The 12,199-nt window shown below is 66.0% G+C and carries 13 protein-coding genes and 2 pseudogenes; 7 read left to right on the forward strand and 8 right to left on the reverse strand.

Annotation, left to right across the window (positions count from 1 at the left end):
• Nucleotides 1-218 precede the first annotated feature (218 nt).
• Nucleotides 219-965 (forward strand): glycoside hydrolase family 25 protein, encoded by a 747-nt coding sequence (locus WKC72_RS04805; RefSeq protein ID WP_037230296.1) that lies wholly within the window; start codon nucleotides 219-221, stop codon nucleotides 963-965.
• A gap of 16 nt (nucleotides 966-981) precedes the next feature.
• Here the strand turns inward: WKC72_RS04805 and WKC72_RS04810 are convergent, their stop codons facing one another.
• The 4 genes and pseudogenes from WKC72_RS04810 to WKC72_RS04825 form a co-directional block, all read right to left on the reverse strand.
• On the reverse strand, nucleotides 982-2,247 hold the full coding sequence (locus WKC72_RS04810) for a hypothetical protein (RefSeq protein WP_037230294.1): 1,266 nt from the start codon (nucleotides 2,245-2,247) through the stop codon (nucleotides 982-984).
• A gap of 112 nt (nucleotides 2,248-2,359) precedes the next feature.
• Nucleotides 2,360-2,884, reverse strand: a pseudogene (locus WKC72_RS04815) (bile acid:sodium symporter).
• Nucleotides 2,881-3,531 carry a DUF1345 domain-containing protein gene (locus WKC72_RS04820; protein WP_112300001.1) on the reverse strand — a complete coding sequence of 217 codons (651 nt, stop codon included), beginning with the start codon at nucleotides 3,529-3,531 and terminating at the stop codon, nucleotides 2,881-2,883. The pseudogene WKC72_RS04815 and the gene WKC72_RS04820 overlap by 4 nt, the downstream one beginning before the upstream one ends.
• Before the next feature lie 51 nt (nucleotides 3,532-3,582).
• A pseudogene (locus tag WKC72_RS04825) lies at nucleotides 3,583-3,834 on the reverse strand (AAA family ATPase); the annotation flags it as partial.
• A 591-nt stretch (nucleotides 3,835-4,425) separates the two neighbouring features.
• Here WKC72_RS04825 and WKC72_RS04830 point away from each other — a divergent pair.
• From WKC72_RS04830 to WKC72_RS04845, 4 genes are all read left to right on the forward strand, one after another.
• Nucleotides 4,426-4,596 carry a hypothetical protein gene (locus WKC72_RS04830; RefSeq protein ID WP_370181883.1) on the forward strand — a complete coding sequence of 57 codons (171 nt, stop codon included), beginning with the start codon at nucleotides 4,426-4,428 and terminating at the stop codon, nucleotides 4,594-4,596.
• Nucleotides 4,597-4,600: 4 nt separating this feature from the next.
• Entirely contained in the window at nucleotides 4,601-6,745 is a 2,145-nt protein-coding gene (helR, locus tag WKC72_RS04835) for an RNA polymerase recycling motor ATPase HelR (protein WP_370181884.1), read from the forward strand.
• A gap of 126 nt (nucleotides 6,746-6,871) precedes the next feature.
• Nucleotides 6,872-7,288, forward strand: coding sequence for a hypothetical protein (locus WKC72_RS04840; RefSeq protein ID WP_370181885.1), 417 nt, complete (start codon nucleotides 6,872-6,874; stop codon nucleotides 7,286-7,288).
• A gap of 28 nt (nucleotides 7,289-7,316) precedes the next feature.
• A complete protein-coding gene (locus tag WKC72_RS04845; RefSeq protein ID WP_370181886.1) occupies nucleotides 7,317-8,096 on the forward strand; it encodes a DUF899 domain-containing protein in 780 nt (259 codons plus the stop codon).
• Nucleotides 8,097-8,119: 23 nt separating this feature from the next.
• Here the strand turns inward: WKC72_RS04845 and WKC72_RS04850 are convergent, their stop codons facing one another.
• Together WKC72_RS04850 and WKC72_RS04855 are read right to left on the reverse strand one after the other, a co-directional pair.
• Nucleotides 8,120-8,542 carry a hypothetical protein gene (locus WKC72_RS04850; RefSeq protein ID WP_370181888.1) on the reverse strand — a complete coding sequence of 141 codons (423 nt, stop codon included), beginning with the start codon at nucleotides 8,540-8,542 and terminating at the stop codon, nucleotides 8,120-8,122.
• A 117-nt stretch (nucleotides 8,543-8,659) separates the two neighbouring features.
• Entirely contained in the window at nucleotides 8,660-9,145 is a 486-nt protein-coding gene (locus WKC72_RS04855; protein WP_037230274.1) for a carboxymuconolactone decarboxylase family protein, read from the reverse strand.
• A gap of 207 nt (nucleotides 9,146-9,352) precedes the next feature.
• On the opposite strand from WKC72_RS04855, the gene WKC72_RS04860 reads away from it, so the two are divergent.
• Complete coding sequence (locus WKC72_RS04860) at nucleotides 9,353-10,288, forward strand: RNA polymerase sigma-70 factor (protein ID WP_112299995.1); 936 nt, start codon at nucleotides 9,353-9,355, stop codon at nucleotides 10,286-10,288.
• A 14-nt stretch (nucleotides 10,289-10,302) separates the two neighbouring features.
• Here WKC72_RS04860 and WKC72_RS04865 read toward each other — a convergent pair whose 3' ends face one another.
• Nucleotides 10,303-10,899 (reverse strand): DUF2867 domain-containing protein, encoded by a 597-nt coding sequence (locus WKC72_RS04865; protein ID WP_037230272.1) that lies wholly within the window; start codon nucleotides 10,897-10,899, stop codon nucleotides 10,303-10,305.
• A 31-nt stretch (nucleotides 10,900-10,930) separates the two neighbouring features.
• On the opposite strand from WKC72_RS04865, the gene WKC72_RS04870 reads away from it, so the two are divergent.
• Entirely contained in the window at nucleotides 10,931-11,533 is a 603-nt protein-coding gene (locus tag WKC72_RS04870; protein ID WP_268788762.1) for a TetR/AcrR family transcriptional regulator, read from the forward strand.
• 1 nt (nucleotide 11,534) lies between these two features.
• Here WKC72_RS04870 and WKC72_RS04875 read toward each other — a convergent pair whose 3' ends face one another.
• Entirely contained in the window at nucleotides 11,535-12,197 is a 663-nt protein-coding gene (locus tag WKC72_RS04875) for a class I SAM-dependent methyltransferase (RefSeq protein ID WP_370181889.1), read from the reverse strand.
• Nucleotides 12,198-12,199: the final 2 nt, after the last annotated feature.

Consider the following 12,199-nt stretch of genomic DNA (forward strand, 5'->3'; position numbering starts at 1 on the left):
AGCAGCGGGTGACGACTCGTGCTCCGGGGACCGACTACGGGAAAACTCAAGTTAGGTTTGGGTAACCTATGGATCTGACTAGGGAAGAGTGGCATAACCTACTGCGATGGTCAAATTTTTGGACAAAACAGACCGAGGGGCTGGTTTTGTGGTCGCGCAAGCCGGCAACCCCCGCGGTTGACCAGAACTCGCCCGAAGTAGGCGCTACTGTCGGGCGCATGGCTATCGGGGTGAAGGTCCGAAGGTTCTCCAAGATCGCACCACTACTGCTCGCCGGTGCACTCGCGGCCGCGGTGCCGGGGCATGCCGCCGCCGAACCGGTCAGAGGTCCGGACGTGGCCTCGTGGCAACACCCGGGCGGGTCACCGATCGACTGGTTCGCCGTCCGCAACGCCGGCCACGACTTCGCGATGGTCAAGGCCACCGAGAGTCTCAACTACGTCAACCCGTTCTTCGTCCAGGACTGCCTCGCCATGCGGGTGGCCGGCGTCGCCCGGGGCGCCTACCACTACGCAGACCCCACCCAGTCGCCGGAAGCGCAGGCCGCGTTCTACTCGACGGTGGTGCTGGGCATCAACGGTCCGGGTGACATGCCCCCGGTCCTCGACATCGAGCATTCGGGTGGGCTTCCGCCCGCGGCCCTGATCGACTGGACGCACCGCTACCTCAACACGGTCCAATCGCTCACCGGACGTCAGCCGATCATCTACACGTACCCGAACTTCTGGCGGACGGCGATGGCGAACACGAACGAGTTCGCCGGCTACCCGCTGTGGATCGCCGACTACAACGGTCAGAACACGCCCGGACCCCTCCCGGGCGGCTGGAGCAACTGGACGTTCTGGCAGTACACCAGCACCGGTCGCATCGCCGGCGTCAACGGCGACGTCGACCTCAACGTCTACAGCGGGGCGCAGGGCGACTTCGCGCGGTACTCCAACAGCGCATCCCCCTTCGGCAGCTGACTGCAGGCGGGCGCGATCAATCGCGGCACGCCGGATTTCCGGGGAACGCGGGAACGCCGACTCGGCAGCCGACGTCGGTGACGGCGTTCAACCGCTCGACCGGCTCCCGGATCTCGAGCGCCGGTACGAGGCCGTCGGCCAGGAGAGCACTCTTGGTCGCCGGCGTCGTGGCGCGCTCGTCGAGGGTTCCCCGCACCCGCGCGAAGGCGACGAGTTCGTCGTACACCATCGACAGGGCCGCCTCGGTGGTTCGGTCCTCCGGGGCCAGTCCGGCGAAATCCACACCCGTCTCGTATTCGTGGCGGACTGCATGGGGGCCCTGGTCGCAGGTGGGCTGGTTCAGATCGATCCCGAAATCCGGCCCGGCCGGTCCCGGCGGCGTGATCGTGCCGGCGTCGGTGCAGACATGGTGCGAGATGCGATCACCGAGCGCGTGAATGTAGATGCCGGTCCGCGCATTCCAGGAGTTGTCACCGACCCAGGAGTCGAATTGTGACGACAGGACCGTGTCGGAGATGACCTGCTGCCCGGTCATGTTCGTGAACGGGATGGCGGCTGGGGTCTCCAGGCTGTACGTGCCGTTGATCTGCACGGGATTCGCGTCTCCGTAACATGTTGCACCCGTGGCATAGTCGCCGTTCTCCGAGAGGTTTGTGAAACCTCCCGTGCACAGCGGCGCGTCGCTTCCCGGCCCGGCCATGGCCCAATTCCTCAGGTGCGTGAGCATGATCTCGTGCCGGGGATCGTCGACGTCGGGGCGCAGCCCGTTGGGCAGGGGATCCGCCGGCCCGCGCAACGTGGGCAGGAAGTGGAAGAGGAACCCGCCGGTGGCGAAGTGGGTGCGGACCAGTCCGCTGATGTCCTTGGTGGTCAGCGCACCGGCGTCGGGGACGAGTCGGCCGAAGATGTCGCGGGGGGCGAACGTGCCGAGGTCGGTCGCTTCGTCGTACGCCGCGATCCAGTAGGCATCCTGCTCGGAGAAACCGACGGTGCGGGCGATGATGTACGTCGAGTCCGAGTGCACGAGACTGCGTCCGCCGAGCGGGCGGCGCAACGTGAACCCGTAGCGGAGGAACGCCTCGGCGCCGCAGATCGGCGAGTTGGGATCGTCGAGTAGACATTCGGGGGGCAGCGGAGCGCAGTTGTGCGGTGGGGCACCGTCCTCGGTGTAGCAAATATCCTCGGCGAATCCGTACACCGGTGGCGGTGACACGACGAATGCGGCAGCGGTAAGCGTCAGCGCCACGATGGTTCCACCGACTTTTCGAGTGAATCTTCTCATCGAGGTGCACCTTTCGGTGTGGCCGAGTAGATCAACATTAACACCGGGGAACACGCTGGATGCGCGGTTCTCTCGAGCCCCGAAATCTGCGTCCGTGGTCAGAGCGCAGGCATCACGCGACACGTTGCCGATATCGATTCGCCAGCCAAGCGCACATCGGGAGCTGGACCTGATGAAACACCATCAGCGGCAGGATGATCTGCCCGACGGGCTGCCCGGCGAACAGGACCGCCGCCATCGGCGGCCCGGTCACGAGCGCCTTCTTCGTTCCACAGAACTGGATGGCCGGCACGTCTGCACGTTCGAACCGCAGCAGGTCTGCGGTGAATCGCGTGAGCCAGAGCACGGCCGTCACGAGCATCATGGACAGCAACACCAGTTGCAGTAACGCGGTGGACGGGACCGAGTGTCACACTCCGTCACGTTCGCCCGCCGAGAATGCCGAATACACGACGAGCACGACCGATTCGCGGCCGACGTACCTCGATGCGGATCCATGTCGTGCCACCCAGTCGCCGACCAGTCGGCGGACGATTTGTCCCAGCGCGAACGGCAGGAACAGTTGCAGTGCGAGTCCCAGTGCGGCGGCCCTACTCGTGCGGCCTTGCGGGCAGTCGGATCCGGACAGGATCCTCACCTGGTGAGGATTCCGGCAACCAGGTTGATCGTCGTCGCGAGGATGACTGCACCGAAAACGTAGGACAACAGGCAGTGCCGGAGCGCCACCGCCCGAATCTCCGAACTCGAGACGCCGGTATCGGATACCTGGTAGGTCATCCCGAGGTTGTAACTGAAGTAGAAGAAGTCGCGAAACGCGGGCGGGGAGGTGGAGTTGAAATCGATACCACCCGTCGACTTTTCATGACCTGATCCCTCGTAGTACAGAAAGGCATATCGGGCCGCATACATCAGGTGCAGGGAAGCCCACGCCAGGAATACCCCGATCAGGGCCACGGCGGCGTGCGCGGTTCCCGCCGACGATCCACCCGCCACCTGCAGTGCGATGATTCCTCCGAGACCTCCTGAAGCCGCTGTCACCACGACCAGTTCGTCGACTATCGGACGAAAATCCTCGCGTCCCACGTTGCGGCGAGTCGCTGCCGCATCCATCGGCCACAACACCGCCCAACCGGATACGACGAACACGGCGGCAGCGGCGGCGATACCGACGAGAGCCCCCAACGCGGCTGTGATCACCAGGCCGCCGACGAAGCCCGCCGCGATACCGACCACCACCGCGGCGGCCACTCTCGGGATGGCGGAGGTCGGGAGAGGAACGTGCAATGTCTACCCCTCCGCAGGAGGTGTCGAGCCGTCACCTGCGGCGCTCCCGACACCGAACTCGGGCTCGTACCCTTCCTCGGCGAGGTAGTCCTCGGCCGCGGTGGTCACGTCCAACCCGATGTCCTGCGCCTTCAGCAGCCGGCGGGTGCCGTCGAGGATCAGGTCGGAGCCGATGTTGCTGGTGAGGATCACGATCGTGTTCTCGAAGTCGACGGTGCGGCCCTGCGCATCGGTGACGCGGCCGTCGTCGAGGAGCTGCAGCAGAATGTTGAACACGTCCGGGTGCGCCTTCTCGATCCCGTCGCGTTCGTCTTCTTGTTCTCTCGTTCCACGCTCATGATCCCGACGCTCCTGTCGCACAGTGTTGGGAAACAACATGATTCGCGCGCCGCACCACGGCGCGCCCGGCGGGGGCTGCGCCCGAACGGGCAGACGTCAGGCCAGGGCGTACCAGCGGCGTGTGCCGAGAAGTCTATCCCGCCAACTGCCGTGGCCGGTCGGCGTTTCCGCGATCAGTGAGCCCGATGGTGTGCGAACGTATTCGATCTACGACGCGCCGACGATGTCGGGACTTGTCCGAATCGGACGAGGAAGCGGAGAGGGTACCAACCCCTTTCCACTTTCAATTTATAGCGCACCGGGGGGCTTGCGGCAAGGGCCGGGTGGTGCCGCACAATTACCGGCCGAAGCCAGAACCTGCGGAAATGGGAGTCGCGAATTGCGTGTGTTGTTGTCGACGTATGGGTCGCGTGGGGATGTCGAACCGTTGGTGGGACTCGTGGTGCAGTTGAAGGCACTCGGCGCGGAGGTGCGAGTGTGCGATGCGCTGTTCGATGAGGCGCTCGACACCAACCGACCCTCGACCCGTGGCAGGAGCCGCCGGACCGCGACGTCGTGCACGCCGGCGCGTGGCTGGGCAGACCTGGCCCTGCGCTCACGGCGGCCCTGACCCCCGAGACCGGAGCACGCGCGGCCGCCGTGGCGGGCACGATCCGCACCGACGGTGCAACGGTCGCCGCGACGCTGCTGCTCGACACGATCGTCCGAACCTCAGATCGGAGCTGATGACATGACCCCATTGACTACCAGCGCGTTCGACCTTCCCGACCACCTCGCGCCCAAGGCCGACCCGACGCTGATCGCCGACGACGAGCAACACTTCGCGGCCATCGCGGAAAGCCTCGAGCAGTCGATCGCCGACCTGTCCCACCGGATCGACGTCGAGCGCAAGGCACCTCGCCGGCTGGGCCAGGAGGCGATGGAGCGGGACATGATGGTCCACCGGCTGAACGCCGAACTGCGTGCCCTGCGCCGCTACGGGTTGGACCTGTGCCTCGGACACTTCGTCAGCGCAGACAACCCCGAGCCCGTGTACGTGGGACGACTCGGCCTCATGGACCGTGCGGGCAATCAGCTGCTCGTCGACTGGCGCTCCCCCGTGGCCGAGCCGTTCTTCGGTGCGACCCACGGCAATCCGATGGGTCTGGAACGCCGCCGCCGGTACCGCTGGACCCGCGGCCGGGTCAGCGACTACTGGGACGAGGTGTTCACCCCGGACGGGTTCGCAGACAACGCCGCCCTCGACGACCAGTCCGCGTTCATCGCCAGCCTGGGCAGCAACCGGTCGGCCCGGATGCGGGACGTGCTCGGCACCATCCAGGCCGACCAGGACGCCATCATCCGCGCAGGATCGCGTGGCGCCCTCGTCGTCGACGGCGGCCCGGGTACGGGCAAAACCGTCGTCGCGCTGCACCGCGCCGCGTACCTGCTCTACTCCGACCCCCGACTCCGTCACGGCGTGCTGTTCGTCGGTCCGCACGAGCCCTACCTGGCCTACGTCGCCGATGTCCTGCCCAGCCTCGGCGAGGAGGGCGTGCAGCTCTGCACCCTGCGGGACCTCGTCGCCGAGGGCGCCACCGCGAACGTCGAAACCGACCCGGACGTGGCCCGCCTGAAGTCGTCCGCGGATCTGGTGAAGGCGATCGACGCGGCCGTCAGGTTCTACGAGGAGCCGCCCACCGAGGGCATGACGGTCGCGACCGAGTGGTCCGACATCTGGCTGAGCGCCGACGACTGGGCCGAGGCTTTCGAAGCGCCGGAACCCGGTACCCCGCACAACGAGGCGCGCGAGCAGATCTGGGAACTGCTGCTCACGATCCTGATCGACAAGTACGACGGTGACGTTCCGGCAGTTCAGCTCCGGAAGTCGTTGCAGCAGAACGGCGATTTGCGCACGATCCTCGACAACACGTGGACCCTGATCGAGGCGGCCGACCTCGTAGCAGACCTGTGGTCGGTACCCGCCTACCTGCGCAAGTGCGCGCCCTGGCTCAGCCCCGACGACGTTCGGAAGCTGCAACGCCCGGACGCCCAGCGCTGGACGGTGTCCGACCTGCCGCTCCTGGACGCGGCACGGCAGCGGCTCGGCGACCCGGAGGAATCACGACGCCGGCGTCGCCACCACGCCGCCGTCGCCGCCGAACGCGAGCAGCGGTCCAAGGTCATCGACGACCTGATCGCGTCCGACGCCTACGACGACGGTGAGAGTTTGATGACGCAGCTGCGGCAGAAGGACCTGCAGGAGATGCTGGTCGACGAAGCCGCGCTGTCCAGCAACGACCCCGACCTGCTCGACCGCACGTTCGCGCACATCGTCGTCGACGAAGCACAGGAGCTGACCGACGCCGAGTGGCAGATGTTGTTGCTGCGCTGCCCGTCCCGGAGCTTCACGATCGTCGGTGACCGCGCCCAGGCCCGGCACGGGTTCACGGAGTCGTGGCGGGAACGGCTCGAGCGTGTCGGGCTCGACCGGATCGAACTGGCCTCTCTGACCGTCAACTACCGAACCCCGGAAGAGGTCATGGCAGAAGCCGAGCCGGTCATCCGCGCCGTGCTCCCGGACGCCAACGTGCCGACCTCCATCCGCAGCAACGACATTCCCGTCGTACACGGACCCGCGTCGGATCTGGCCTCGATCATCGACACCTGGCTCGAATCGAACTCCGACGGAATCGCCTGCGTCATCGGCGATCCGACGTTCCGGGCCACGTCCCGAGTCCGGTCGCTGACCCCGGAACTGTCGAAAGGGCTCGAATTCGACCTGGTCGTCCTCGTCGACCCGGACACCTTCGGCACGGGGATCGAAGGAGCCGTCGACCGCTACGTCGCCATGACCCGGGCGACCCGGCAACTCGTCATCCTCACGAGCTCCTGACGTGGCCGCGGTGGTTTCGTTTAGAGAAGCGAACCACCAGTGACATTCCCGGGGCCGCCGAGAAGGATCAGAACCAACCGGTCTTGTTGAACAGGGGGCCGATGTCTGGGAAGTGGGAGTGAAGAAATGGCTGACTACAACAGCGTTGTTTCGTTGTCCCGTGAGGAATTCGAGCGTTCGGGGCCGAGTCGGGCGGAACTCGACGATGAAACCAAGTCGACGAAATCGGATGAAGTCGATATCGCAAAGATGGAGCGGCTCCTGGACCTGAGGCCGGGCATGCTGGCCGGCGACGAGTACCACCTCGAAAGATTGTCCTGTCAATGTTGTGGACGGCTGCTGACCATGTACGACTTCGTATTCACCGGCCTGGTGGACGCGAGCCACTCGAAGTCGCTCATCGTGCACACGTTTGTCGGAAACAAACTGGTTGTGAACGAGCCGCGGCGCATAAGGTGTTCGGCGTGTGGTGAGATCGCCCGGCACAGTCCTTGGTATCGGATGCCGCAAAGCTATGGATGTAGGCCGGCACACTTCGAATAGGGCCTAGCCCTTCGAGAGGAGACGAACGATGACAGCGTCCGATCCACAGGTCACTACCCGCGAGGAATGGCTCGTCGCGCGGCGCGAGCTACTCGCACAGGAGAAGGAGCTGACCCGCCACCGCGACCGGGTCAACGCCGCCAGGCGCGCGCTACCGATGGTCGAAATCACCGAGAACTACGCATTCGACGGCCCCAGTGGCAGGGCCGGATTCGTGGACCTGTTCGGCGGCCGCAGTCAACTCCTGATCTACCACTTCATGTTCGAACCCGACGCCGACGAAGGGTGCCCGTCCTGCTCGTTCACGATGGACAATGTGGGCCCCCTCGATCACCTCTACGCCCGGGACACCTCGTTCGCGGCTGTGTCGCGCGCACCGCTGCACAAACTGGAGCAGTACCGCCGGCGCATGGGCTGGACCTTCCCCTGGTACTCCTCGCACGGCAGCAACTTCAACTACGACTTCCACGTCACTCTCGACGCGTCGGTCGCACCGGTCGAATACAACTACAAGGACCTGGCAGAGCTCGAGCGGATGGATCCCGCCTGGAAGGACTGGTGCGGCGAAGAGCACGGTGTCAGTGCTTTCCTCCGTCAGGGTGAGCGCATCTTCCACACCTACTCCGGCTACGCGCGCTCCACCGACATTCTCCTCGGCACCTACCACTGGCTCGATCTCACCGCCCGCGGCCGCCAGGAGGACTGGGAACCACAACCCCGCCGCGGCGACGACCCCTTCATGAGTTGGCTTCGCCGTCACGACGACTACGAACCGGACATGATTGCAGGTAAGAAAATCCCAGACTGACCGCGCGATCTTCCCGCCTGCGGCTACATCAGTTCGAGTCCCGTTGCCTGCAATTCGAGATAGTCACGCACCAACAGGTGAGAACACGGAGTGGACACCGCGGTCCACGGCGTGTGTTTGGGTAATTGCAGTGTCAACGATTCGGGTACCGCTTCGCGGCATCGGATGCCCGCCCGGAGTTGCGGCGTCAAAGAGATCCACCAGGCGTCCAGCACACACCTGCACTGGGAGAGGTATTCGGAAAGTGGTCCTTGGAGTACCGCCATTTGCGGTACCGAATCAGCTCCACCACTGATCCCTGCGACGCACTCCTGCCCGCATACGGTCATCACCTGCCCGATGAACTGCGGCGGCATGATGCCTTCGGGGTTTCGCAGCAGGGCGAGGCGCGCGCCGGCGGAAAGGGCTTCATATGCCACTTCGGGGTCGATTGCCTCGTCACCCATGCCACGAACGTACTCGGCTCTGGTCGTCTCCTATCAGGAACAGCGATAGTTGGTCGGCTCGTCCGGTCGAGGATCGCCGATCGGTCGGCGATCCTTCACCGGGCCGTTGTGTGCCGGTCAGCTCGTCATACTGGCGAACATGCCGGGCTCGTAGGAACCTGCCGGGTTGCGCACGATCACGTTGATCCGGTTGGCGGCGTTGATGAGGGCGACCAGGGAAACCAGTGCGGCGATCTGGTCGTCGTCGTAGTGCTTGCGCACCTGGGCCCACGTCTCGTCGGACACTCCGTGGTGGGCGTCCGCGAGCCGGGTACCTTCCTCGCTGAGCGCCAGCGCGGCCCGCTCGGGCTCGGTGAACACGGTGGCCTCGCGCCAGGCTGCGACGAGGTTGAGCCGGACCTGGGTCTCGCCGGCAGCCGTGGCGTCCTTGGTGTGCATGTCGGTGCAGAAGCCGCAGCCGTTGATCTGGCTGGCCCGGATCTCGACCAGGTGCTGGGTGGCCTTCGGCAGCGACGATTGGTCGATCACCAGGGCAGCGTTGGCGAACCTCTTGCCGAACTTCAGGGCGATCTCGTTGTCGAACAGGTTGAATCGGGGGTCCATGACTTCGTCCTCACTCGTGTTGTTGTGTGTTGCCGGACGAACATGAGATGCCGGAGACCCGATCCTTGTGACAAACGCTCACGCCGCTGCCTCGAAGTCACGTAATTTGGCAGCGGGCAACACCGGTCGGCTGCGGTTCGGGTGTCACAAAACGGCGGGGCCCGGTGTCTGGTGTGTGACACCGTCGAGAGTGAAGAGGAGCCACCCATGGCCGGCACGTCGCAGACCACGCCCGCAGATCGCGGCGGGAGCCAGGACGACCGTTCGGACCCCGCCACCGAGGCGTTCGTCGCCCACCGCAACCTGCTGTTCACCGTCGCCTACGAGATGCTCGGCTCGGCCGCCGACGCCGAAGACATCCTCCAGGAGACCTGGCTGCGGTGGGCGGGCGTCGATCTCGACACGGTGCGCAATCAGCGTGCGTACCTGGTCCGGATCACCACCCGCCAGGCGCTCGTCCGGCTGCGCACACTCAGCAGGCGCAAGGAGTCCTACGTCGGCCCCTGGTTGCCCGAGCCGCTGCTGACCGCGCCCGATGTTGCCGAGGATGTCGAGTTGGCCGACAGCGTCTCGATGGCGATGCTGCTGGTGCTGGAGACGCTTGCGCCGACCGAGCGGGCGGTGTTCGTGCTGCGTGAGGTGTTCGCTCTGGAGTACGGCGAGATCGCGGACGCCGTCGGCAAGAGCCCGGACGCAGTCCGTCAGATCGCGCACCGGGCGCGGGCGCATGTCGCGGCCCGCCGACCGCGCGGCGTCGTATCCCCAGCCGAGTCCCGAGACGCACTCGAGGCGTTCCAACGGGCACTCGAGACGGGCGATCTGCAAAGCCTGCTCGACCTGCTCGCACCGGACGTCGTCCTCTTGGGTGACGGTGGCGGCGTCAAGCAGGCTGTGCTGCGACCCATCGTGGGAGCCGACAAGGTGGGTCGCCTCCTGGCGGCCGGCCTGCCCCGTATCGACGGCGAGGTGTCGGTCGAGCCGGTGCAGATGAATGGCTGCCCGGCTCTGATCGTCCGGCTCGACGGGGAGATCGACGACGTCGTGGCGGTGCGGATGGACGACGGCATGATCACCGGCCTCTACATCGTGCGCAATCCCGAGAAGCTGTCGCGCGTCGAGCGCGAAACCGCGGTGAGCCGCTGAGGCCGAATGTCTCCCTACTTCGCCTCCGCACGGCGGTCGCGCCAGGCTCGTTCCCATTGCCGGGTCAGGGCCGGGTAGACGATGAGGTACCGGAAGGGCGCGATGGCGGTCATGTAGAGCCGCCCGAACCATCCGTTGGGCTTGACGAGGACGGTCATCTGCAGCTCGTAGTCGCCGTTCGCTCCGCTCGCCCAGCCGAGATGCATGACGGTGTGCACGGTCTTGTTCGCCAGCTCGCGGGCGGCCTCCGTGTCGAGTTCGTACACCGCTGTGAGGGGCATGCCTTCGTCGTCCGGGCCGCGCGGAGCGGCGCGGAGATCGCTGGGCAGGCGGTCGCGGAGCGAGGCAACCCGCTCGCCGACACCGGTCGAGGGATTGTCCCAGCCGAAGAGTGCCCCGAGCTTCCATCGAACGGCGAACAAGAACCTCACCAGCCGGGGCTGCTTCGCGGGTCCGCCCGCGGCTCGCATCGCTGCGAGCATCGTCGGGAAGTCGTCGGGCCCGGCTCCGGGAGTGCGGAACGACCATACGTCCTCGACATCGAAGTCACTCGTGAATTCGTGGATGCGCCAGGGCTGCTCGATGTAGGTGGCCTCTGCTATTCGTGGCACTGTCGTCCCCGATCTATACGGCACCGTATATTTGATCTATACGGTACCGTACAAATCGGACGCGATCAATGGAGGTGGCCCGATTCCCGCCGTCGCCCGCACGACACGAACCCGCTGGATAGAGGCGGGCCTCGACGCCCTCGCACGAGGAGGGCCCGACGCCGTCCGCGTCGAAACACTCGCCGCCGAGCTCGGCGTGACGAAGGGCGGGTTCTACGGCTACTTCGACGGCCGTCCCGCGTTGCTCACCGAGATGCTCGACGAGTGGGAACGCCGCTGCACCAAAGCCGTCATCGCCCAAGCCGATGCCGAAGGCGGCACCCCCGCCGACAGAATCCGGCGCGTGGGGCAACTGACCTACTCGGAGGACTTTCAACGGATCGACCTCGCGATCCGGGCCTGGGCCCACCACGACCGGTCCGTCGCGACGCGCCTCCAGCGCATCGACAACGAGCGGATGGACTTCCTGCGGAGAATGTTTGGCACCTTCGTCACCGACCCCGACGAGATCGAGGCGCGCAGCACCCTGATGTTCGGGCTCGCGATCGGCCGCCACTTCATCGTCGCGGACCATCCCGGGTACAGCACACGCGAAGCCATCCGACTCGCCGGAGAATTCCTCCTACGTCCGTAACTCAGTCGCGGTGAGCCGACAACAGCCACGCCGGCAGCATGGCCCGGCCCTTCTCGTCGTGCTCCCGGCTCGCGGCCTGCTCCGGGCCGAGCAGCGCGTGGATGAAGGCCGGGCGAATCTCGTCGATGGTCCAGTACTCGGCGACGGCTTCGCGCAGCTCGTCGTCGGTCACCGGGTTCGGTCCTTCCCCCTCGGGGAAGGCGCCCTTCGCGAACACCAGGATGTAGTAGGACGCGCCGGGCGCCGCCGCCCGGGCGACGGCGTGCAGGTAGTCGCGCCGCCGGTCGACGGGAAGGGAGTGGAACAGGGTGCTGTCGACGATCGTGGAGAACCGGCCGTCGAAACCCGTGAACGAACTGATGTCCGCCACCTGATACGTCGCCGTCGTCAGTCCGCGATCGGCGACCGCGGCCTGGGCCACCGCAATGGCCGTCGGCGACAGGTCCAGGCCGACCACCGTGTACCCCTGCGCCGCCAGGTGGAGGGACGTCTCGGCATGTCCGCAGCCCGCGTCCAACACGTCGCTGCGGAACTTGCCCTCCGCGATCAGCCCGGCGATCTCGGGCTGCGGCTCGCCGATGTTCCACGGCACCGGTCCCGTAAATTCCTGCGCGTCGCCTCGGTAGATGTCATCCCACGGCGCAACCTGGTTGTCCTCGGTCATGA

Origin of the sequence: Rhodococcus wratislaviensis, from assembly GCF_041228765.1 — a bacterium.
GTDB classification, from domain to species: Bacteria; Actinomycetota; Actinomycetes; order Mycobacteriales; family Mycobacteriaceae; genus Rhodococcus_F; species Rhodococcus_F wratislaviensis.